The organism is Pseudomonas sp., assembly GCF_036404235.1.
Taxonomy (GTDB): domain Bacteria; phylum Pseudomonadota; class Gammaproteobacteria; order Pseudomonadales; family Pseudomonadaceae; genus Aquipseudomonas.
The window spans coordinates 1-21,868 of the sequence record NZ_DASWOT010000062.1 but is presented as its reverse complement, the minus strand read 5'-3'; the positions used below and the strand labels follow the sequence as shown (position 1 = coordinate 21,868).

The window sequence follows — 21,868 nt, the reverse complement described above, 5'->3', positions numbered from 1 at the left end:
CAGCACGATCTTCCTCACTGGCCTTTTATTGGCATTGCCAATGGTCGGCACGCTGCTGATCATCAACCTGGCCATGGGCATCCTGAACCGCGTCTCGCCGCAGTTGACGGTGTTCTCCGTGGGTTTCCCGGCGACGTTGTGTGTGGGGTTGGTGTTGCTGATGGTGGTGATGGGCGATCTGGGGCAGTTTCTCACCCGGTTGCTGACCAGCATGTTGCAGTTCATGGAGTACCTGATCGTTAACATGGCACGGCCCTAAAACGGTTCAGGCGCCACCAGGTTTTCCGGGTGGCACCTGGAGCGCGGCTTCAGATGTACTCGAACAGCGACATTTTCTGAATGCTGACGAAGGTTTGCTGGGCAGCCTGTAGCGCCACTTGCAGAGAGGTGTACTCGGTGACCGATTCGGTGTAGTCGGCATCGACCAGACCGGAAAGGCGCTCGGTGTAGCTGAGCGCCAGGTCATCGCCGATGGTATCGAGCACTTCCAGCTGGTTCAGCCGTGAACCGACCGATGTCTGCACCGTGAGCACGTTGTCCTGGGCATTGCTAAGTTCGCGGCTGGCTGTGGAGAGGGTGTTGCTCAGGTTGGCTTGATCAGCCTCGGTATCCACAGGTGTTTGCAACACTGAGATCAGGTTTTGCAACGTGGCGAACAGGTCCGGATCGGCATCGGCGGCGGCGCTGACCGTGATGGTATCGCCGTCTGCCGGGGTACCGGTGAGGGTCATGGACAAACCGTTGACTTCAAGCGTGTCGCCGGAAGTGTAGGTGACGGGGTCTGCGCCATCGATGCTGTATTGGGCGGTGCCGTCGGCGGCCGTGCTGAAGGTCACGGTGAAGCCTGTCCCGTAATTGGCATCCTCTGTGTCAGTAATGTCGGGGCCGTCGTAGGTCACGCTTCCAGTGTTGTCTCCTGTTTCGGCAATGAAGCCTGCGGAGCTGCTGACCGACAGGAAGATCGTTGCGCCGTTATCGCCGCTGGCCATGGTTTGAGTGGAACTGACCTGCTGCGTGACGACGTTGTCGTCGCCCTGATAGACCAGTTCGCCATCGGCATTTTCGACAAATGCCGCGCTTTGGCTCTGATAACCGGAAAACAGGTAGTTGCCGTTGCTGTCAGTGGCGTTGGCCAACGTCACCAGCGTGTCATAGACGCCCTGCAACGAGCTCGCGATGGATTCGCGGTCGGCATCGCTCAAGGTGCCGTTGTTGGCCTCAACGACAAGGGCCATGGCGCTGCTGATGGCATCGTTGACGCTGTCCAGAGTGCTCTCCTCCTGAGACAACGAGGTGGTCATGGCGCTGCGCGAGTCGGCGTACTGCTCGTTGGCAGAGATGGCCTGACGCACGTTGACGGCCTGGGAGGCAGCCAGCGAATCGTCGGAAGGATTGACCACTCGCGTGCCACTGGCTACTTCCTGGGCGGCATCCTGATAGGCGCTTTCCTGAGTGAGCATGGAGTTCAAGCTTTGGTTGTAAATCGTCGCACTGCTGAGGCGCATGGCGTGACTCTCCTTTCAGGCGTTTATCAGTCGATGTCGAGAATGGTGTCGAGGATGGTTGTGCCCACTTCAACGACCTTCGCGCAGGCCTGGTAATACTGTTGATAGACAATAAGGTTGGCCGCCTCTTCATCGAGATTGACCCCCGATTCCGATTGCTGCAGCGTGGTCAGTTGTTCGGTCAGGCTCTCTTGGGTTTCCAGCTGGCCAGCGATGCTGGTGGCGGTGCTACCGACGTCACTGACCAGTGCCGCGTAAGTCTCGCTAAGGGTCGAGGAGCCGCCGACAAGGGTGTCGGTTTGCAGGTCGAGCATCGCCAGGGCGTTGGTGTTATCGCTGCTGCCGGTCGATGTTCCCGCAGCGATCAAACTTCCATCGCTGGTCAGGGTGCTGAAGCTGCTTGCGGCGTTGCGCGTTGGCAAGACTAGAAAGCTGTCGCCGTCGTCGGCGGTGCCACTGATGGCCACGCTCATTCCGGCGAACGTCAGGGTGTCGGTATCTGTGTCGTAAGTGGCATCTACGCTTGCGCCGGTGTCGTTACGTGTCACGGTGTAGCCATCGGCGTCGGAGTAGTTGACGGTGTAGTCACTGGCACTCAACTCACTCACATCGTCAGTGAAGGTCGCGGTTAGTGTCGCGTCGCCCGTATTGTTGGTATTGCCGTAGGTGCTGGGGTCGTCGACCGAGAAAAAATCCGTGCCCGTATCGCCATTCAGGTCGACACCTGCTGCCTGCAGGGTGTTGAAGGCTTGCGTCAAGGTGACGGCCAGTATCCCCAGCTGGTTTTGCGTATCCGTCAACGTGGTGTCGCGAAAGTCCATCAGACCGCCCAGTGAGCCGCCGAACGTTGAGTCGTCAAGAACGGTAGTGTTGCCCGCTGCGTCGATGTAGCCGACGACCGTTTGCGTCGGATCGCTGGCCGAGACGCTGGTTTCCAGGTCGAAACTGTCATTGCCGGAAACCAGCGCGAGGCCGTTGCTCAGAGACACGTTGTAGCTGCCGTTGTCTTGGGTGGTGACGTCGACCTCCACCAGTTCACTGAGCTGACTGACCAGCAGATCCCGTTGATCGAGCATATCGTTGGAGGTGCTGCCAAGCGCATCGGAAAGACTGATTTTCTTGTTGAGATCAGCAATTTGCTCGGTGAGATCGTTGATCTGCGTGACTTGATCGTCGATCTGGCTGTTCACATCGTCCGCCATATCATCCAGATAGCTGCCCAACTGGGTGAACTGAGAGGCCAGTGTTTCAGCCGCACCGACGACTTCCTCCCGTGCTGCTGTGTCGCTGGCGTCGGAGGTCAGCGTCTGGATCGCCGAAAAGAAGCTCTGCATCAAGGTGTCGAGGCTGGCATCGCCATCGGCCAACAGGCTGTCGATCTGATCGACTTCGGTCTGATTGGTCGACAGAGCGCTTTCGGCGCTGATGGAGGTATTGAGCTGGGTGGTGACGAACTGGTTGTACTGGCGATCAACACTGGAGACTTGAACACCGCTGCCCGACGTGGACTCGGAGAAGGTGGCGACCTGCAGGGTATAGCCGTCCGTATAAGCGTTGGTCGTGTTGTTGCTGCTGGTACTGAGGGCGATCTGGGCGGCGGTCAGGCCGCTGACACCAATGGAAATAATGCTCATCGAGAAGCTCCTACGCTACATAGTGCGCACTATCGGCTCCGCGAAAGTGCAACTTGACCTGTGACCCTGATTCTTTTCAAAAACCTTTTGCCGACAGATCCATGACCGGCGCGATCGAGGCGCTCGGCAGCGGGTTGTCCGTCAATTTTCCAGCTGCGCCACGGGTTGGCCAGGTCGTAGCGGGCCGATGGTGGCCATGACTGAAATCAGTTTTTGGGCGTATCGCGGATCGGTGGCGTAACCCCCCTGTTGCAGCGCGATGGCCGCCTGTGGCGCGTCGATGGCGTTGCGCACGGCGGCGTAACCGGGGCGGGTGCGAATCAATCGGGCGTAATCGTTGAAGGCCGCCTCATCGGTCGGGTAAACGCGGAAGCGCTCCACCTGTTTTTGCGCCTCACCTTCAGCGTATTCAGTGGTCATGACCTGCGTCGTCGCGCCTTGCCATTGGCTGCCAGCCTTGATCCCGAACAGGTTGTGGCTGTCAGCGCCATTCGGGGTGGTGATCTGGCGTCGTCCCCAATCGGTTTCCAGTGCTGCCTGGGCAAGGATCAGCTCGGCTGGCACACCACTGCTGAGCGCGGCTTTTTGCGCCGGTTCGTTCAAGCGTGAAACGAACGCCAGCACATGCTCGGGTGGTTCGTTTTGCGCGCCGCTGACCTCGCGGCGTTTCCAGGCTTCAAACGCCTGAGTCTGGTAAGCCGTGTTCGCAAAGGGCGACGTGGTGCCGGCCGGGCGTGACGGCGGCAGATCGAGGAACAGGGCCGCTTGCGCATCAATGTCGGTGTTGGCGTCGCTGTGCTTTGCGAAATAGCCGCTGAGCTGTCGGGTCAGTTGCTCGGCCAGGCCAAGGCCTTTTCCCGACAGGCTCTGCGCCCACTGTTGATCGAGCATCTCGGTGTACATCTCGGTCTGCGAGTCGCTGGACATTTCCGATTTCGGAATCGCGCCCCGCATGCTTTTGAGCATCATCTGCAGGAACAGGGCTTCAAACTGTTTGCTAGCCTCTTTCAGCCCCGCCCCGGCGTCCTGGTGCGAGCGCCGCTTGAGTTGCTCCAGACCCTGGACATCAAGGGCAAAGCCATCGGTGCTGCCAGCCCTGTTCATCAGATGATCTCCAGTTCGGCACGTAGGGAACCGGCGGCCTTGAGTGCCTGCAGAATGACCATCAGGTCTTGCGGCGTAGCTCCCAGAGCGTTCAATCCCTTGACCACGTCCATCAAATTCGCCGTGCCTTCAAGCAAGTGCAGCGAACCACCCTGGGATTCGATGGAAATGTTGCTTTGGGAGGTCACGGCTGTCTGGCCGCCACTGAGTGCGCCGGGTTGGCTGACGGTGTTGGTGGTGTCGATGATGACCGAGAGATTGCCGTGCGCGACTGCGGCGCGATACAGCTTCACCGAGCTGTTGAGCACGATAGAGCCAGTGCGCGAATCAAGAATCACCTTAGGACGGGTCTGGATCGGCAAGACCTCAATGCCCTCGATGCGGGCCATGAAGTTGACCCGCTCGTTGGGTGACAGCGGCCCCTGAATCTGGACCATCCCGCCATCCATGGCCGACGCCACCGTACGGCGCATTTCGGAATTGATGGCGTAGACGACACGCTGGGCCGTGGCGGAGTCAGGCTCATGCATGTAGAGGCTGAGCAAGCCGTTGTCGCTGCTCAGGTGCAGCGGAATAGCGCGTTCGACGATGGCGCCTCGACTGATACGTCCGCCGGCCAGTTGGTTGACCTGCACGCTGCTGCCGTTAGCCGAAGCACCGGCCCCGCCGACCAGCAGGTTACCTTGAGCCACGGCATAAACCTCGCCATCGGCGCCTTTCATCGGCGTCATCAGCAAGGTGCCGCCGCGCAGGCTGCGCGCGTTACCGATCGACGACACGACTACATCAATCTGTTGTCCCGGGCGCGAGAGTGCCGGCAGGTTGGCGGTGACAATGACTGCCGCGATATTGCGCATCTGCATGTTGGCGTTCGCAGGCAGGGTGACCCCCAGCTGCGACAGCATGTTGGTCAGGCCTTGTTCGGTGAAGGGGCTCTGGGTGGTCTGGTCGCCGCTGCCATCCAGGCCGACCACCAAGCCATAGCCCACCAGGCTGTTGGGGCGTATTCCGGCAAAATCGGCAATGTCGCGTATCTGCTCGCCCTGTGCCGCTCCACCGAGCAACAACGTGCCGGCGCACAACAGGGTACAGAACGCTTGAGCGGCGGATTTGGCTGTGCGCAAAAGAGGTTGAATGAATACAGAGTCAGCCATGGTTCCCGTACTCAGAAAGGAGACACGTTAAGGAGGATGCGATGGAGCCAGCCCATGCGCTGCGCTTCGTTGATATAGCCATCACCGACGTACTCGATCCGGGCCTGTGAGACCTGGATCGACGACACCGTGTTTTCGCCGGTGATGGTTCGAGGATTGACCACGCCGGAGAAACGGATAAATTCGGTGCCCTGGTTGATTGCAATCTGTTTGTCACCGCGCACCCGCAGGTTGCCATTGGGCATCACCTGCATGACCGTCACGGAAATCGTGCCAGTGAAAGAGTTTCTGGCCTGAGAGCCGCCGCCACCACTGAAGTCGTGGGTCGTCGAGGCATCCAGCCCAAAGTCGGCGACCTGGGACGCACGACTGGAGGTGGTCGCCAGGCTCAACCCCATGGAACCGGCACGGTTGGCATTGGAGGAAGAGGTCTTGCTGGCGCTGACCTGTTCTTCCAGTTCGATGGTCAGCGTGTCGCCGACCATCCGTGGACGCCGATCCTCGAACAGGGGCTGCGATCCGCGGCTGCTCTGGTAGATCGAGCCGTTCGCCAGGCGAGCCGGTAAGGTCGGCACCTGCATTTCTTCGTCAGGCACGACGGGCTTGTGGGGTAGTTGATCGCAGCCTGCGGTCGCCAGCATGCCGGCCAATACCACGGACAGCGGCCATACCGATGAGGGCTTATGAGCCATTTTGTGTGTCTCGAACATAGCGGTCAGAGCTGAGTCAGACGCTGTAGCATTTCGTCCGAACTCTCGACGGCCTTACTGTTGATTTCGTAAGCGCGCTGGGTCTGGATCATGCTTACCATTTCCTCCACAACGTTGACGTTGGAGGTTTCGACGTAACCTTGGGACAGCGTTCCGCCGCCGTTGAGGCCCGGTGTGGTTTCGGTCGGTGAGCCCGAGGCGTCGGTCTCCAGATAGAGGTTCTGCCCGATGCTCTGTAAGCCCGCCGGGTTGATGAACAACGCCAGGTTTAGCTGGCCGACCTGGGTCGAGGTGGAGCTGCTGGGCTGGGTCACGGAAACGATGCCGTCGGTACTGATTGAGATGGCCGTAGCGTTGGCGGGAATGGTGACCCCTGCCGAGAGCTTGTAACCGTTGGAGGTGACCATCTCGCCGTTCGAGTCGAGCTGGAAGCTGCCATCACGAGTGTAGGCGGTGGTGCCGTCCGGCATGTCCACCTGGAAAAAACCCAGGCCATTGATCGCCAGATCCTTGGAGTTGCTGGTCTCTTCCAGATTGCCTTGGGTATGCAGGCGTTCGGTGGCGACTTCGCGCACCCCGGTGCCGACCTGCAAGCCGGATGGCAGACGGGTATCGGTGCTGCTTTGCGCGCCCGGCTGGCGCACGTTCTGGTAAACCAGGTCTTCAAATACTGCCCGCGACCGTTTGAAGCCATTGGTGCTGACGTTGGCCAGGTTGTTGGCAATCACGTCCATTTGGCCCTGCTGGGCTTCCAGGCCGGTTTTGGCCGTCCACAGTGATCTGATCATCGATCGGTTCCTTATTCACTCAACTGTGAGGTCAGCCCTGCAGGGAGAGCAGGTTATTGGCGGTCTTGGCGTTTTCGTCGGCGGTACTGATGGCTTTCATCTGCATGTCGTAGCGCCGCGAGTTGTCGATCATCGCGACCATGGCGTTGGTCGGGCTGACGTTGCTTCCCTCCAGTGCACCGGGCGTCACGCGCATGATTTCGTCGGCAGGCAGTGGCTGGACGGTGCCGTTGGCGGTTGGCGAAGGACGGAATAATCCGTCGATACCGGCCTGCAGCGTGCCGGGCAAGGCCGATACCAACTTCAGCCGACCGACCGGGCTCAGGCCCCGGGGCTCCATGCCGAGCTCACGGACGCTGATCGTGCCGTCGCTGCCCAACGTGACTTCGCTACCCAGTGGCACGGTGACCGGCCCCCCGTCACCGATGACCGGGCGGCCACCCACGGTCATTGCACCGGTGCCGTCGACCTGCAAATCACCGCGGCGGGTGTAGGCCTCTTTGCCGTCCGCGGTCTGTACCGCCAGCATGCCGTTTTCGCCGAGCGCGATATCCAGCGCCCGGTCGGTATGGGTGATCGGCCCTTCGGTCCAGTCGACCCCGACCCCGTTGGCCGCTACCGAGACGCGTGTGGGCAAACCCTCGCCCGCGATGGGCGAGGATTGCATTTCAACCAACTGTGAGCGAAAGCCTGGCGTCACGATGTTGGCCAGGTTGTTGGCCACGACTGCCTGCTGTTCGAGTGCCTGATTGGCCCCGCTCATGGCCGTGAATAGCATGCGATCCATGCGTTAAGACCCGATGTTCACGGCTTGCTGGAGCACTTCGCTTTGAGCGGTGACCGACTTGGCGTTGGCCTGGAAATTGCGCTGGGCAATGATCAGGTTCACCAGTTCGGTGGTTAGATCGACATTGGAGTCCTCGGTGGTACCGCTCAGGATCGAGCCCAGAGAACCGCTGCTGGCAACGCCCAACAAGGCCTGTCCAGACTCGGAGGTGGCAAGCCAGGTGTTGTCGCCGTCAGATTGCAGGCCATTTTCATTGCTGAAGGTGGCCAGTTGAAGCTGGTCAATGTTTTGCGTCTGGTCGTTGGAGTAAGTGGCAATGACTGTTCCGGTCTCGTCGATGCTGAAGCTCACCAGGCTGCCGGAGGTGTAGCCATCCTGAGAGATGTCAGACACCTCGGAGTCGTTACCGAACTGCGTCGTACCCGTCAGATCCAGCTCAATGGTCATGTCCGCGGCACCGTTGTCCGGGTCATAGGTGTAAGTGCCGGTCGCGCCACTGGTGATCAGCCCGCTGGAGCTGAACTCTACGGTCTGAGTCTCGGTCAGCAGGTCACCATCGATCGCGGTGTGAACGTCCCAGGTGTTCTCGGCGGTCTTGCTGAAATACAACGTGCTGGTGTGGCTATTGCCCAGGGAGTCGTAGAGCGTCGCGGTGGTGGAGTAGGAGTAAGTCGACGAGTCAGTCTGGTCGAAGGTGGTGGTGATGATGTCTTCGCTTGAGTCCAGGTTCAGCCCTGCATCCAACTCGGTGGTGGCGCTGGCTTGCATGCCTGTCGTGGGAATCTGGATGACGCCGTTCACGCCTAGCAACTGATCGCCTGCCGCGTTCTCCAGGTAGCCATCGGCAGTCAGGGTCAATTGCCCGTTGCGCGAGTAAACGGTTTGCGTGCCGTCGGTGAACGTGAAAAAACCATCACCATTGATCGCCAGGTCCAGCTCATTATCGGTCGTGGTCAGGCTACCGGATTCAAAGTTCTGAACCACGCCTGAAACCGAGGTCCCCAAGCCGACATCCGCTCCGGAATAAACATCGGCAAACTGAGTCGTAGAGCTTTTGAAGCCCACGGTCTGAGAGTTGGAAATGTTGTTGCTGACGACGTTGAGGTCGGTCGAAGCAGCAGCCAGACCACTAAGCGCTTGGGAAAAAGCCATGATGTTTCTCCTTGAGTGCGAACGATAATTGAGCAGTCTTGGCAACTGCGAAGGGTGATGGGGCGTTTACAGATCAAAGAACCAGGCTGATATCGCTCAGTGCGACGTTTTCACTGACACCGCCCAGATCCAGCGCGACTTCGTTGCTGCTGTCAGTGGTAACGCCGGTCACCAGCGCGTACTTCAGCGCTGTGCTTGCGACTGCTACGTCGTCGGCGGTGGCCGCGACGGAGAAGGTGTAGGCGCCATCGGCTGCGGTAGTGCCGTCGTCCTGTAGTCCGTCCCAGGACAAGGCTTGGGTACCCGCACTCATTTCGCCTTCATCAAGGGTGCGCACCACGGTGCCGCTGCTGTCTTTGATGGTCACCGTGACGCTGTCTGCATCACTGTCCAGGGTGACGCCGAAGGCAGTGGCTTCACCGCTGCCGACCTGGATGGTATTGCCGTCGACCAGCACACCGTTGCCGACCAGAGCCGAGGCCTGCAGGGTCTCGCTGGCGCTGATCTGGCTGGAGATGCTGTCGAGTGTCGTGCCCACGTCTTCGATGCTGCTGATGGTGCTGATCTGTGCGAGCTGAGTGACCATCTCGCTGTTGTCCATCGGGTCGGTCGGGTCCTGGTTTTGCAGCTCGGTCGTCAGCAGCGTCAGGAACTGATCTTGCAGTTCATCTGATGCCGATGCGGTGCTTTCAGCGGTGGTGGCACTGCTGTTCATGGTCGACAGGACCGAACTGGAAATCGTGGTAGTCATGGTTTACGCCTCACCTAAGGTCAAAGTTTTCAACATCATTTCCTTGCTGGTGGACATGACTTCGACGTTGGCTTGATAGGAGCGCGAAGCGGAGATCATGTTGACCATTTCGCCCACGGGCTCGACATTGGGCATGGTCACGTAGCCATCGCCATCCGCCAGTGGGTCGCCGGGTCGGTATTCCTGGCGCATGGGGGAGCCGTCCTCGACCACTTGGCTGACCCGCACGCCACCGATGTTGCTGCCGGTCTGATATTGCGACTCGAAGACCACCTGGCGGGCGCGATAGGCCTCGCCATCGGGGCCGTTGGTGGTATCGGCGTTGGCAAGGTTGCTGGCGGTTACGTTCATGCGCTGGGATTGGGCGCTGAGCGCGGAGCCGGCGATATCGAAAATGCTGAACATCGACATAGTGTTGTTACCTGCGTTATTCGGACTGCATGGCAGTCTTGAGCGACTGCAACCGGCTGCTCAGAAACGTAAGGCTTGCCTGGTACCTGACGGCGTTATCAGTGAACTGCGCGCGCTCACGGTCCATGTCCACGGTGTTGCCATCAAGGCTTGGCTGGTCAGGGACGCGGTAGAGCAACGAGCGTGTCGAGAGGCTGTCGGAGGCGGCATGCAGGTGGCGATCCGATGTGGTCGCCAGCGTCATGCCCCGCTCATTGGAGCGCCCGTTTTGCAAGGCGCTGGACAGTTCGGCAGAGAAGTCAAAGTCACGCGCCCGGAAGTTGGGGGTGTCGGCGTTGGCAATGTTGTTGGCCAATACCTGCTGGCGCTCAGCCCGCAAACTCATTGCGTCCTGCTGGAAGCGCAGCTCGTTATCGAGCTTGTCGATCATGTCTGCGGACCTGTGCATCAAATAATTGAACGGCTCGCAGGTTAGTCCCAAGGTCGTCGAGGCAAAGGCCGAAACAGGCCGCTATTTGGCGACCAATTCTGGCCTTGCCTCGTCGCCGGGGAGCCTAAAATTCTCCGCTGGCTATCTCAGAGGATTGGCTCAATGACAGGGTTTTTCCGACATCATCCGCGGCTCGGCGGATGGGCTTTAATGTGCTTGCTGCAGAGCAGCATTGCCGTGGCTCAACCGGATGGGCTGCAAGATAAGGTGCGTCATTTGATTGCGCTGCGATTGCCGCCTCGCATCCAACAGTTGCAGATCGACATCGGTCAGCCAGCTGCACGGATATTGGCGTGCGAAAGTCCTCAGCCATATCTGGTGCACCCTGAGCAGAGCGCGTTCGGCCGCGTGGCGGTAGGCGTGCGTTGTGAGGGTGAGGAGGGGGTGGCCGGCTATCTGCAAGTCAGCGTGGGTGTTGTCGGTGATTATGTGGTCAGTCGTCAGAGGATTGCGGCGGGTGACGTCATCAACGCCAACATGCTAGAAATCAAGCGCGGCCCATTGGAGCGATTGCCCAAAAGCAGCGTGCTGAAGCCGGAGCAAGTCATTGGCCGTCAGGCCAGTCGTAGTTTCAGCCGGGGCGCCGCCTTGGTACTGAACAATTTCCGCGAGCGTTGGCTGGTGGAGCGCAATCAGCGGGTCATGCTACAGGCTCAAGGTGAGGGCTTCACGATCAGTCGCGATGGTAAGGCGCTGGACAATGGCAGCCTGGGGAGCAGTGTCCGGGTGGTGAGCAGTGATGGCAAGTTGCTGAACGCGCAAGTCGTTGGCCCGAATGAATTGTTACTGCGTTATTAATTTTTTTTTCGAATCCCGATCGCTGGTCAAAGTTTGCCTTTTCGATTGCCGATAGTGACCCAACAACAGCCAATGAAGCCTCTAACGTGAAAATTATAAGCGCTAACCTGACCAATACCCTTCCGCCAACTGACAGCAAAGTGGCCGGCACCAGTTCGCAGCGAACCGAGCTGCAGACGCTGGAAGCGACGCTCGATGATGACGCGCAGGTCTCAAGCATCAGCGCCGTTGCGGACGTTGAAAGTGCATCGGATGTTGATATGGAAAAAGTCGCAGCCTTGCGTCAGGCCATCGATAGCGGCACCTTCCAGATCAGCTCGGAATCAATCTATGAAGGCTTGGTGTCGAGTGTCAGAGAAACCCTCGGCAGCGACCCGGAATGAGCGATACGAAAGGCCGAAACCGATGAGCTTCAGATACCTATGAGTCTGACTAAACATTTGGAGTTGCAGCAGCAGGCCATCGTGCAGTTGGTCGAACTCTTGGAGCAAGAGCGTCGGGCCCTGGTTCAGGCCAGGGTTGATGGCGAAAAACTGAGAGAGCTGACGGCGAGCAAGCAGGCGGCGTTGCAGAAGCTGGAGCAGTTGGAGGCGATCCGTTACGGAGCGCAGTTGAAGCTCGGCTATGGCCCTGGTCGCAAAGGGGCGCTCAAAGCGGCTAGAGACGCCGATTGCCTGGTGGCATGGCGGCAATTGCAGGCGTTGGCGCTGCGGGCCAGGGAGATCAATACCTCGAACGGTGGGGTGCTCAGCCTGCGCATGGCGTGTAACCAGCGCATCGTCAGCTTTCTCAATAGTGTCGTCGGCAACAAATTGTACGGCCCGGACGGTCGGACTCAGCGCAACGACGCTTAACCGTCGCGCACGTTCTTCTCATGCAGACAGGACGTTGGCAATCGGGTTATTCATGTGCTCGACCATTGCCCGCAATGCCATGGGAGACAACGGCTTGGGCAAAAAACCTAACAGCGGTATGTGTTTAAAATCGGGTTTATGCGGCGGCCGCGGAGGCTCCTGGTGCGGGGAGCCTGTCAGCATGATCAGATTGGCCACCTTGCTTTTGGCGCACACCCGTTGCGCCAGCTCCTGATCGCTTAAATCGAACGCTCCACTGGTGCACAGCGCCAGGTCGAACGACTCTTTGCAATCGTTCAGTGTCGTGTCGAGATCTTCAAGACCCATCACTGGGAGGACGCGGTAACACCCCATCTCGAAGAATACATTCTGCAGATCAAACAGCTGAAAAGCGTGGGGCTCGACGACAAGCACGCGCAGTTGATGGGCGCTGAAATAATCAAAGTTAGTCAAGAGGCTATCTCTGCGTTAAGACCGCGTCGCATGACATCTGCGCAGCCAATGTTTAACGAGAGTAATCCGCATCGTCAGCTTTGAAACTGATGAGTAGCCCTCTTTGACGGCGGCAAATCGACGGTTTGCCGTAGCCGAGCATTAAGGTGCGTGTTGTTCAACGATTTTGTTCAGGTGGATCTTCATTTTTTGTCAAGTTTGACGGTTGCCGGGTCGATAGTCATCTGCCGCAGGTTGCGGTTCGACAAAAATAAATCTTCAGTTTTTTCAGCGCGTATAAAAAGACAGGTCAAGGGGATTTTATGAATAGCCGCTTTTCGAATATCAGCGTCAACATGGAGCTGGCTCTGGGATTCGGGATTGTTCTGATTTTCACGGCGTTGCTGGCGCTTGTCGGTTGGACCAGTCTCGACAAACTGATTTATCGCACGGACAGAATTGGCGACATAGTCTAACTGGGCAACAAGTTCACGGCGTTGCGGGTGGCACGTCTGCAATACATGCTCGCCGATGGTGATGATGCAGTCGCACAAAACGGTCAAAACGATCTGGACAGTTTCAAACAGCACCAGCGGTTCCTGCTTGCGACCTTCACTAACCCGCTCAACCTGAAACCGCTAGGGCATTTGACTGATGTCATCGGGGACTACGAACAGTCACTGAACAAGATGCGTAGCGCTTATGTGAACAGCGCAAAAGTGCGCGCTGAAATGGGAGTCAATGCTGGTCGGGCGGCCGAGATGATCACGGCGATCGCTGACACCATGATGAAGCTAGAACCTTCTGATCCTGCTCGTTTCAACCAAGCCCAGCTCATTGCCAATGCCCAGATGGATCTCCAGCTGGTTCGCTACGAAGTGCGCAGTTATACCGGAAATCCTGCCGACAAGACCGAGCAGGCAGCGTTTCAACAGTTGGACGTAGCCATCAGCGGTGTGGATAAACTCAAGTCCGCTCTCGGTGCCATTCATAGCGACAAGGTTGCACAGTTAGATACGGCCCTGCGCACATATAAGGCCTCGGTACAGGCGTTGAAGATGGCGAACGATGCTATTAATGACGCGCGCAAGGACATGACCGCACAGGGCGCAGAGATCCTGAAAGTGGGTGATGAGCTCTATAGCATTCAACTGCATCTGGTTGAAGCTGACACCTCTCAGGCTCGTACCTTGCAGATCGGTTGTACGTTGCTCGTTCTGCTGCTGGGTATCGTGGCGGCGATACTCATTACGCGTCAGATCACTCGTCCATTGCAGCAGACACTGGAAGTCGTCAACCGAATTGCTTCGGGGGATCTGCTCACACCATTGCGATAACTCGTCGGGATGAATTGGGCATGCTGCAACAGAGTATCCAGCGTATGGGTGTGACTCTGCGCGACCTGATCACTGGGATTCGCGATGGGGTGGCCCAGATTGCCGGTGCCGCCGAAGAGCTCTGCGCAGTGACAGAACAGACTAGCGTCGGAGTCAACAGTCAGAAAGATGAGACCGATCAGGTGGCCACTGCGATGCAGGAGATGTCGGCTACGGTGCATGAAGTGGCACGTAATGCCGAACAAGCATCGGTTGCAGCCTCCACCGCCGACAAAGAAGCCCGCGCCGGCGACAAAGTCGTGGGCGAAGCTATCCACCAGATTGAAAAGCTCGCCGTTGAAGTCATACGCTCAACCGATGCCATGACCGTGCTGCAGCAGGAGAGCAGCAAGATCGGCAAGGTCATGGATGTGATTAAGGCCGTGGCCGAGCAGACCAATCTGTTGGCGTTGAACGCCGCCATTGAAGCTGCGCGGGCGGGTGATGCGGGCCGTGGATTTGCGGTGGTTGCCGATGAAGTTCTCGGGTTGGCACAACGTACCCAGCAATCGACTGAAGAGATCCAATACTTGGTTGCTACTCTGCAAAACGGTACACGAGAGGTCTCCGACATCATGCTCGGCAGCCGCAATCTGACCGATAGCAGCGTCGCCTTGACACGTAAGGCTGGTACCTCACTGGAAAACATCACCCGCACGGTCTCTAACATTCAGGCAATGAACCAGCAGATCGCTGCTGCAGCCGAGCAACAAAGCTCGGTCGCTGACGAGATCAGTCGCAGCATCCTGAACGTCCGGGATGTATCCGAGCAAACGGCTGAAGGCAGTAACGAAACCGCAGCTTCCAGTGTGGCGCTGGCGCGACTGGGTAATCAGTTGCAGATGATGGTGAGCCACTTCCGGCTTTAAACACATAGGGATCTGCACGGAAACTGGCTGCGCGATTTGGCGACAGTCGCCACCTCTGTCGCCATGCTGCATGCCTCGGATTACGTGGGTTGTCGTCGGTGTCGCCGCTGTCGCCAAAAGAACTATCACTCCATCTGGGGGCGTCATTTTTCGGCTGCCGGCGGCGTTCGGTGAATGCTTAGCGTATCGGCACGACTTTGCGGTCCCTGGATTGATTGACCGCAGCCGCCAGCAGACTGCCAGTGGCAGCTTTCTGGATATGCTCACTCCACCAGGCCATCATCGGACGCCGACGTTCGATATAGTCAGCTCGGTTGTAAGCGCTTCGGACTTCGTCCTTGTCGACATGGGCCAGCGCGCAGCTCGATCAGCTCCGCATCCCAGTCATGCTCATGGCGAGGACTCCGCGGACGGGGTGTCGAGGCGGTAATCGCCGACCAATTCAGCGGGATCGCGGGGTTGAGCGCGGGAAGGGGAGAGATAGCCCTGCACACCAAGACGGATGCGCTGTATGTCTCGAATCAATCGGGGGTAGTCGAAGCGATAGCGATCGTCGGGTTCAGCCGTGCTGGCTGCCTCAGCTTGCGTTGCAAGGCGTTCGAGAGTGTCGAGCTGCTGCTGGACTAGGCTGAGCTGATCCCGCTCATGAGCAGATGCGGCATTGCTGCTGCCATCGACGATAGCCAGTAAGCAGCGAAAAGCAGTAGTTGGCATGATGCTGGCCCATAGTCATATGGAACCAGAATCAAGTTAAAAGGGTGGGCGGGGCAGTAAGAAAAGCGAGATATGAGGAATCGCTTTTCCTTATCAGATACGCCGCGGAAATTGAGGCGAAGGTCGATTGAATCTGGGTTTAGGTTTTGGGGGTAGCCCCAATCCGTGTTCGATAGATTGGCGATGACGTTCAGGTCATCTTTACATCAGCGTCTGTTGGAAAGATAAGCATCATAAAGGAGACGAAACCCGGCGTGACGCCGGGTTTCGATGCTTTACAGAATGTTCAGCGGATAGCTGATGATCACTCGATGCTCATCGCTGTCCCGTTGCGTGGACACTTCAGTGCGCAGTGAGGCGTGGCGCAGGGCAATACTCAGGTCCTTCAGCGGACCTTGCTGAATGACATAGCTCACCGTCAGGTTGCGCTCCCATTCACTTTTGTCGCCAGTGGGGGTGCGGATGTTCGAGCCGCTTTCGTACATGCCCAGGAAGCTCAAACCGGGAACTCCGATCCGCGCGAAATCATAGCCGTAGCGAACCTGCCAGGTGGTCTCCCCGGCGCGCTGAAACTTGCCGATCATCGATTCGGTCATGAAGTAGGCCGTCGAGCCATCGCCCTGGTTCAACCAGACCGCATCGCTATCACCACTGACTTGTTGCAGGCCGGCGGCGAAGGTGTGGCCGTTCAGCAGGTAAGTGAACTGTGCACTGCTCAGGCGGCTGTCGACCTTGCCCTTGGTCACGCCGTCGCCGTAATAACCGAAGGTGTAGAACGCCGGGTCATGGCCGTTGGCACCATCGTAGCGGTTGTCGAAGTGACGCAAATCGGTACGTAGGGTACCCGGGCCGACCTGCATATCGTATTTGAGCCCGAGGAAGTTCTGTTTGTAGAAGTCCTGTAGGTTGCCGTAGTAGTACTGCAACGTCAGGTCTTTGGTGGCTTTGTAATCCACGCCGCCGTAGTAGAACTTGTTCACGAACTCGCCGGTCTGCGCATTGTTCGCACCGGGAATCGACATGCCCATCTGGTTGCTTGAGCCGCGACCTTTGACATGCTCCAACTGGCCGAGGGTGAAGGTGAAATTCTCCAGGTCCTTGGACTGAATTTGCCCGCCATTAAAAGTCTGTTGCAGCATGCGGTCGGTGGACATCACCACCGGCAACATCGGCACCAGCGTGCCGTATTTCAGTTCGGTGTTGGAGAACTTTGCCTTGGCCGTCAGGCCCAGGCTGCCGAACTCATCCACGGCACGTCCATCACTGTCGGTCGGGAAGATGTTGCCGTTGAAGGCAGTGCTTTGCGGGTTGTAGTGCCGACCTTTGCCAGAATCCAGCCGCACGCCGAACATGCCAATGGCATCCACGCCGAAACCGACGGTGCCCTGAGTAAAACCGGACTGGAAGTTGGCGATGAAACCCTGGCCCCATTCCTGGGTGTAGTTGGGGTCGGCCGCGCCGCTGCGGTTGTCGGCATTACTGAAAAAGTTGCGGGCCAGCACGCTGAGCTTGCTGTCTTCCACCAGGCCTGCGGCGTAACCCTGTTGAGCGATGATCAAGCCGCAAATGCCGGCCATTACTTTAGGTGCGCGATTGAAAAGCTCCATCGGAGTCATCCCATGAGTTGTTGAGTGTTGTGAGAGGCAGTCAAAAGCGGCAGTCAGGTCGTTATTGTTTTTTAGGAGCAACGGTGACCGGCAAGACGTTGAGTCTCACGGGCGGCAAGCGGTACAGGATGAACAGCGCCAACACGCCGAGCCCGGCACACAGCAGCAGGCCGACGCCCACGGACTGCGCCAGGGCATCGCGGGCCAGGTTCATCCACTGCGGGTGTTCGAGCAGGGCGGCGTCGGGGCGCAGAAGTACCTGCGGGTCGGCGAACAAAGCCAATCCGTCGAGGTGCTCTTGGGCAATAAACAGTCGTTGCAGGTTGGCGCTGTACAGCAGGTTGACCAACACACCCATCCCCGCCGTTCCCAGCAAACCACCGACCAGCCGTAGCGATTGGGTCAGCGCCGTAGCGATGCCGAGGAACTGACGCTCGGCCAGGGTTTGGGTGAAGACCGTCAGGTTTAAAAGGATGAAACCCAGGCCCAGCCCCGCCAGCAGGATCAAGCCGAGCAGGGCATTAAACGAAGCACTGCGTCCGGCAATGGCCAGCCCGAGGCAGGCCAGCAGCAGCGCGACAAAACCACCCAGAGGCAACAGGTTTGGATTGCGCAAACGGGTGACGATGCGACTGTTAACGATGGCGCCCAGGGTGATGCTCAACGCCAGTGGTGTAATCAGCAGGCCGGCATCCTGCGGCGAGTAGCCATAGCTGCCTTGCAGTAACAACGGCAGATAGAACAACAACGAAAACATGATCGCCCCGGCCGCCATCGACAGCAGAAACAACAGGCGCATGCTCGGTAATCCAAGTAACGCCGCCGGCAGCAGCGCGTGTTGGCAGCGGCATTCCCAGTGCCATAGGGCAAGGGTTGCCAAGACGCAACTCAGTCCCAGCGCCGCGCTCAGCATCAGGCTGTAATGGCCCAACCATTCGACGAACAATTGCAGGCTGCCCAGCGCCAAGGCGATCAGCAATGCGCCGGGCCAGTCGAGGCTGATTTTTGCCTGTTGCTGCAGGCGGTAATAAGGCAGGTAGCGCCAGGCAAAAAACAGTGCCAGGCAGCCCAGCGGCAAATTGATGTAGAACACAGAGCGCCAACCATAGGCCCCGGTCAGATAACCGCCCAACCCAGGCCCGATGGCGTTGACCACACTGAACAAGGCACTGAGCAACATCTGCCAGCGCAGGCGTTGGCGAGTGTCGGGAAATAGTTCCGGGATGCAGGCGAACGCGGTGCCGATCAACATGCCGCCGCCGACGCCCTGCAAGGCGCGGCCGATCACCAGCCACAGCATGTCGTTGGCCACGGCGCAGGCCAACGATGCCAGGGTGAAGATCACGGTGGCGGCGATGACGAAGGGTTTGCGCCCGTAGTAATCCCCCAGTCGGCCGAAGATCGGGATGGTGACAATCGACGCCAGCATGTACCCCGTGGCCACCCAGGCGTAGAGCTCAAACCCCTTGAGCTCGGCGACGATGCTCGGCAAGGCATTGCCGATCACGGTCTGATCGAGCGCCGAAAGCATCAGCACCAGCGAGATGCCAAGCATTGCCAACAAAGCCTGCTTGAAGCTCAAAGGAGGGTGGGTGGCCGCGGTCATTGTCGGTCCTCAGCTCAGCGCCGAAACAGCAGCAGCAATCCGCGAACACCCTTCGTCGAGGGTCTTGATGTCGGTGGCGATCGACATCCGGAAGAACGGCGCCAATCCATACGCTGTCCCGGCGACCACGGCCACTCCCTGGCTTTCCAGCAGGTACATGACCACGTCGTAATCGGTGTCCAGGCGCTTGCCTTGAGGGGTCGATTTGCCCAACAGCCCCGAGCAGTTCACATAGAGATAAAACGCGCCATCGGGTTTGCGGCAACTCAAGCCATCAATGGCGTTGAGCAGGTCCAGGCAGCGATCCCGACGTTGCTGGTAAACCGCCACGCTGTCCTTGACGAAAGTCTGGTCACCGTTGAGCGCTTCGACCGCGGCAGCCTGGCTAACCGAGCAGGCGTTGCTGGTCGATTGCGATTGCAGGGTTGCCATGGCGTTGATCAAATCAGCCGGGCCAGCGGCGTAGCCGATTCGCCAACCGGTCATGGCGTAGGTCTTGGATACACCGTTGACCACCAGGGTGCGCTCGGTCAGCGCCGGTTCGATGGCGAGGATGTGCGGGTTGGCCAGGCCTTCATAGCGGATATGTTCGTAGATGTCGTCGGTCATCAGCAACACCTGCGGATAGTCGAGCAGCACATCGGCCAGGTCGCGCAGTTCGGCAGCGCTGTAGCTGGCGCCGGTCGGGTTACTCGGCGAATTGAGCAGTAACCAGCGAGTACGTTCGGTGATCGCGCCGCGCAGTTGTTCCGGGGTCAGTTTGAAGGCGTGTTCTTCCGGGCAGGCGAGGGTGACCGGTTCGCCTTCGCAGGCCAGCACCATGTCCGGGTACGACACCCAGTACGGTGCTGGAATCAGCACCTCATCGCCCGCGCCGAGGGTGGCGGCGAAGGCATTGAAGATCGCACTCTTCGCGCCGCTGGTGACCAGGATCTGGTTCGCCGTATAAGTCAGGCCGTTTTCCCGGGCCAGCTTGTCGACGATTGCCTGACGCAATTGCGGCGTACCGGCATTTTGCGTGTAGCGGGTTTCGCCACGTTCGATGGCTACGCTGGCCGCTTGCCGAATGTGCACCGGGGTATCGAAGTCCGGCTCACCGACCACCAGATTGATGATGGATTTGCCCTGCCGACGAAGTTCGTTCGCACGGTCAGAAGCGGCGCTGCTGGGGGACGGCTTGATGCGTTGCACACGGGCGGCGATGCGGGAGGCGGTCACGTGTCGTTCCTCGTTGATGACGTTGACGAGGTCCTACAGTACGAGCCGCTAACCGGGCAGCCATAAGATGAGATCGTTCTGGTCGGATAGGAATCGCTTATGGCTGGAACTGAACAGTGCTTGCACCAGGTTGGTGCGATCAAGCCTGTATGACCGTGGCGGGGGTTGATCGAGGTCGCCACGATCCAGCCATAGCAAAGGCTTATGGTTGGGCCTTGGCTTTAACCCCGCGCGCGACTTGTCGGGACTGGCCTGGCTCTTGCTAAAGCCTGAGGGCTGTCTCCCTTTTTCGAGCAAGAGCACCGCCACCGTGAACCTGCGCCGTTTGAAGTATTTCGTGAAACTCGTCGATATCGGCAGCATGACCCAGGCCGCCGATGTGCTGCATGTCGCGCAACCGGCACTGAGCCAGCAACTGGCCACGCTGGAAGCGGAGTTGCAGCAGCAGTTGCTGATCAGGACCAAACGCGGGGTCACGCCGACTGAAGCCGGCAAGGTGCTCTACGGCCATGCGCAAATCATTTTGCGCCAGTGTGAACAGGCGCAGAGCGACATCAATGCCACGGGGCATGCCTTGTCCGGGCAGGTGTCGGTCGGCCTGGCGCCGGGCACCGCCGCCTCGACGCTGTCCTTGCCGTTGTTGCGCCGGGTGCGCGAGCGTCATCCGGGCATTTTGCTGTACCTCAATGAAAATTTCGGCACCACCCTGAGCGAGTTGATCATGAACGGCCGGATGGACATGGCAGTACTCTATGGTGGCCGTGAAGTGCATGGCTTGAGCTTCGTCTCGCTGCTGCGCGAGCACCTTTATCTGGTGAGCGCCGATCCGGCGGTCAGCACCCTCGATGAGATTCCCCTGGCCGACCTCGCCGACATGGACATGCTCCTGCCGCGTCCCTACAACGTCATGCGGCGATTGGCGGATGAAGCCTTCCAGCGCATTGGCATGAGCGCGCGGGTGGTGGCGGAAATCGAATCGTCGATCACCCTGACCACCGCCGTCGCCGAGCACTTCGGCTCGACGATCCTGCCCGAATCCTCGGCGCGGGTGATGGTCGCCGCCACTTCCGTACACATGTGCCGAATTGTTGAACCTGAAATCGAGGCGCCCCTGGCGCTGTGTCTGTCCGGCCACTTGCCGTTGTCGGTGCCCGCCCAAGCCGTCAAGGCGATCCTGCTGGAGCTGGTCGCGGAGATGCGCGGCAGTCTGATCTGAACGGTCATAAGGACGGCTTATCACCCCAAAGCCAAAGCGTCTTGGTCGCCGTCGGACGGGCTCGCTACATTGACCCCATCCACTTAAGACAGCTCGACAGGCAGGGGCCCACGCATGGATTCAGAACGCATCAAGGGGTTGATCGATTTGCTCGCCGAATCCGATCTGCTCGAACTGAGTCTGACCGAAGGCGACAGTACGATTCGTCTTTTCAAGCAGGCAGGGAAGGTCGTGACGACCGAGTCGATGGCTGAGCCTTCGCCGACACCGACCGTGGATTTGCCCACGTCAGACACCCCGGCGATGGCCGCTACCGAGATCAAGGCCAGCCTGTATGGCGTGCTACATCTGACGCCCGCCGCCGGGGAAGCTCCCTTCGTCGCGGTCGGCGATCAGGTCGAAGCAGGGCAGACCCTGGCGGTCCTAGAAGCGATGAAGATGTTCCACCCGGTCAAGGCCAAAATCGCCGGTCAGGTCACCGCGATCCTTGCCCGTAGTGGCGACGAAGTCGAAGCCGGACAGGCGCTGTTCCGCCTCGGCTGATCTCACGTCCAATCTCTTTCAGGTGAATTCAATGTTCGACAAAGTGCTGATCGCCAACCGTGGCGAAATCGCCCTGCGCATTCAGCGTGCCTGCCGCGGCCTGGGGATACAAACCGTGGTCGTGCACTCCGAGGCCGATCGCCACGCAC

26 protein-coding genes and 1 pseudogene are annotated in these 21,868 nt (G+C 58.9%); 9 read left to right on the top strand and 18 right to left on the bottom strand.

Annotated features, from left to right (window positions below):
• A partial coding sequence (locus VGC62_RS07865) for a flagellar biosynthetic protein FliR (RefSeq protein ID WP_331186506.1) occupies positions 1–259 on the top strand: 259 nt, incomplete at its 5' end.
• Between the two features lie 49 nt (positions 260–308).
• Here VGC62_RS07865 and flgL read toward each other — a convergent pair.
• The 11 genes from flgL to flgB form a co-directional block, all read right to left on the bottom strand.
• Positions 309–1,505, bottom strand: coding sequence for a flagellar hook-associated protein FlgL (flgL, locus tag VGC62_RS07860; protein WP_331186505.1), 1,197 nt, complete (start codon positions 1,503–1,505; stop codon positions 309–311).
• Between the two features lie 26 nt (positions 1,506–1,531).
• Positions 1,532–3,139, bottom strand: coding sequence for a flagellar hook-associated protein FlgK (gene flgK / locus VGC62_RS07855; protein WP_331186504.1), 1,608 nt, complete (start codon positions 3,137–3,139; stop codon positions 1,532–1,534).
• A gap of 141 nt (positions 3,140–3,280) precedes the next feature.
• Positions 3,281–4,243: a flagellar assembly peptidoglycan hydrolase FlgJ gene (flgJ, locus tag VGC62_RS07850; RefSeq protein WP_331186503.1), complete on the bottom strand. Its 963-nt coding sequence runs from the start codon at positions 4,241–4,243 to the stop codon at positions 3,281–3,283.
• Positions 4,243–5,397: a flagellar basal body P-ring protein FlgI gene (locus VGC62_RS07845; protein WP_331186502.1), complete on the bottom strand. Its 1,155-nt coding sequence runs from the start codon at positions 5,395–5,397 to the stop codon at positions 4,243–4,245. Before VGC62_RS07845 ends, flgJ begins: the two co-directional genes overlap by 1 nt.
• 11 nt (positions 5,398–5,408) lie before the next feature.
• The gene (locus tag VGC62_RS07840) at positions 5,409–6,089 is read right to left on the bottom strand and encodes a flagellar basal body L-ring protein FlgH (protein WP_331186501.1); all 681 of its coding nucleotides are present in this window, start codon (positions 6,087–6,089) and stop codon (positions 5,409–5,411) included.
• Between the two features lie 23 nt (positions 6,090–6,112).
• Positions 6,113–6,895 (bottom strand): flagellar basal-body rod protein FlgG, encoded by a 783-nt coding sequence (gene flgG, locus VGC62_RS07835; protein ID WP_331186500.1) that lies wholly within the window; start codon positions 6,893–6,895, stop codon positions 6,113–6,115.
• A gap of 31 nt (positions 6,896–6,926) precedes the next feature.
• Positions 6,927–7,682: a flagellar basal body rod protein FlgF gene (locus tag VGC62_RS07830; RefSeq protein ID WP_331186499.1), complete on the bottom strand. Its 756-nt coding sequence runs from the start codon at positions 7,680–7,682 to the stop codon at positions 6,927–6,929.
• 3 nt (positions 7,683–7,685) lie between these two features.
• Positions 7,686–8,834, bottom strand: coding sequence for a flagellar hook protein FlgE (gene flgE, locus VGC62_RS07825; RefSeq protein ID WP_331186498.1), 1,149 nt, complete (start codon positions 8,832–8,834; stop codon positions 7,686–7,688).
• 73 nt (positions 8,835–8,907) lie between these two features.
• The gene (locus VGC62_RS07820) at positions 8,908–9,585 is read right to left on the bottom strand and encodes a flagellar hook assembly protein FlgD (protein ID WP_331186497.1); all 678 of its coding nucleotides are present in this window, start codon (positions 9,583–9,585) and stop codon (positions 8,908–8,910) included.
• A 3-nt stretch (positions 9,586–9,588) separates the two neighbouring features.
• Positions 9,589–9,996, bottom strand: a complete 408-nt coding sequence (gene flgC / locus VGC62_RS07815) for a flagellar basal body rod protein FlgC (protein ID WP_331186496.1) — start codon at positions 9,994–9,996, stop codon at positions 9,589–9,591.
• Between the two features lie 16 nt (positions 9,997–10,012).
• Positions 10,013–10,426: a flagellar basal body rod protein FlgB gene (gene flgB, locus VGC62_RS07810; RefSeq protein ID WP_331186495.1), complete on the bottom strand. Its 414-nt coding sequence runs from the start codon at positions 10,424–10,426 to the stop codon at positions 10,013–10,015.
• A 210-nt stretch (positions 10,427–10,636) separates the two neighbouring features.
• Between flgB and flgA the strand changes: the two genes are divergently transcribed.
• The 3 genes from flgA to VGC62_RS07795 all read left to right on the top strand — a co-directional run bounded on the left by flgA (position 10,637) and on the right by VGC62_RS07795 (position 12,138).
• Positions 10,637–11,284, top strand: coding sequence for a flagellar basal body P-ring formation chaperone FlgA (gene flgA, locus VGC62_RS07805; protein WP_331186494.1), 648 nt, complete (start codon positions 10,637–10,639; stop codon positions 11,282–11,284).
• Positions 11,285–11,370: 86 nt separating this feature from the next.
• A complete protein-coding gene (gene flgM / locus VGC62_RS07800; RefSeq protein WP_331186493.1) occupies positions 11,371–11,667 on the top strand; it encodes a flagellar biosynthesis anti-sigma factor FlgM in 297 nt (98 codons plus the stop codon).
• Positions 11,668–11,706: 39 nt separating this feature from the next.
• Positions 11,707–12,138 (top strand): flagellar protein FlgN, encoded by a 432-nt coding sequence (locus VGC62_RS07795; protein WP_331186492.1) that lies wholly within the window; start codon positions 11,707–11,709, stop codon positions 12,136–12,138.
• An 18-nt stretch (positions 12,139–12,156) separates the two neighbouring features.
• On the opposite strand, the gene VGC62_RS07790 is transcribed toward VGC62_RS07795, so the two are convergent.
• Together VGC62_RS07790 and VGC62_RS27650 are read right to left on the bottom strand one after the other, a co-directional pair.
• Positions 12,157–12,591: a response regulator gene (locus VGC62_RS07790; RefSeq protein ID WP_331186491.1), complete on the bottom strand. Its 435-nt coding sequence runs from the start codon at positions 12,589–12,591 to the stop codon at positions 12,157–12,159.
• A 182-nt stretch (positions 12,592–12,773) separates the two neighbouring features.
• A complete protein-coding gene (locus VGC62_RS27650; protein ID WP_414705760.1) occupies positions 12,774–13,088 on the bottom strand; it encodes a hypothetical protein in 315 nt (104 codons plus the stop codon).
• Between VGC62_RS27650 and VGC62_RS27645 the strand changes: the two genes are divergently transcribed.
• Together VGC62_RS27645 and VGC62_RS27640 are read left to right on the top strand one after the other, a co-directional pair.
• Positions 13,074–13,907 (top strand): methyl-accepting chemotaxis protein, encoded by an 834-nt coding sequence (locus VGC62_RS27645; protein ID WP_414705759.1) that lies wholly within the window; start codon positions 13,074–13,076, stop codon positions 13,905–13,907. The genes VGC62_RS27650 and VGC62_RS27645 overlap by 15 nt on opposite strands.
• Positions 13,908–13,951: 44 nt before the next feature.
• Positions 13,952–14,815 carry a methyl-accepting chemotaxis protein gene (locus tag VGC62_RS27640; protein WP_414705761.1) on the top strand — a complete coding sequence of 288 codons (864 nt, stop codon included), beginning with the start codon at positions 13,952–13,954 and terminating at the stop codon, positions 14,813–14,815.
• 178 nt (positions 14,816–14,993) lie between these two features.
• On the opposite strand, the pseudogene VGC62_RS07780 reads toward VGC62_RS27640, so the two are convergent.
• The 5 genes and pseudogenes from VGC62_RS07780 to VGC62_RS07760 all read right to left on the bottom strand — a co-directional run.
• A pseudogene (locus VGC62_RS07780) lies at positions 14,994–15,210 on the bottom strand (integrase); the annotation flags it as partial.
• Entirely contained in the window at positions 15,206–15,529 is a 324-nt protein-coding gene (locus tag VGC62_RS07775; RefSeq protein WP_331186490.1) for an RAQPRD family integrative conjugative element protein, read from the bottom strand. The pseudogene VGC62_RS07780 and the gene VGC62_RS07775, both read right to left, overlap by 5 nt.
• Positions 15,530–15,804: 275 nt before the next feature.
• Positions 15,805–17,136 (bottom strand): OprD family porin, encoded by a 1,332-nt coding sequence (locus VGC62_RS07770; protein ID WP_331186489.1) that lies wholly within the window; start codon positions 17,134–17,136, stop codon positions 15,805–15,807.
• Between the two features lie 61 nt (positions 17,137–17,197).
• Entirely contained in the window at positions 17,198–18,742 is a 1,545-nt protein-coding gene (locus tag VGC62_RS07765; RefSeq protein ID WP_331186488.1) for an MFS transporter, read from the bottom strand.
• A 9-nt stretch (positions 18,743–18,751) separates the two neighbouring features.
• Positions 18,752–19,960 (bottom strand): aspartate transaminase, encoded by a 1,209-nt coding sequence (locus tag VGC62_RS07760; RefSeq protein ID WP_331186487.1) that lies wholly within the window; start codon positions 19,958–19,960, stop codon positions 18,752–18,754.
• A gap of 310 nt (positions 19,961–20,270) precedes the next feature.
• On the opposite strand from VGC62_RS07760, the gene nac reads away from it, so the two are divergent.
• The 3 genes from nac to VGC62_RS07745 all read left to right on the top strand — a co-directional run.
• Positions 20,271–21,176 carry a nitrogen assimilation transcriptional regulator NAC gene (gene nac / locus VGC62_RS07755; protein WP_331186486.1) on the top strand — a complete coding sequence of 302 codons (906 nt, stop codon included), beginning with the start codon at positions 20,271–20,273 and terminating at the stop codon, positions 21,174–21,176.
• 114 nt (positions 21,177–21,290) lie between these two features.
• Complete coding sequence (locus tag VGC62_RS07750; RefSeq protein ID WP_331186485.1) at positions 21,291–21,719, top strand: acetyl-CoA carboxylase biotin carboxyl carrier protein subunit; 429 nt, start codon at positions 21,291–21,293, stop codon at positions 21,717–21,719.
• A 31-nt stretch (positions 21,720–21,750) separates the two neighbouring features.
• On the top strand, positions 21,751–21,868 hold a 118-nt coding region (locus tag VGC62_RS07745), incomplete at its 3' end, for a biotin carboxylase N-terminal domain-containing protein (RefSeq protein WP_331186507.1).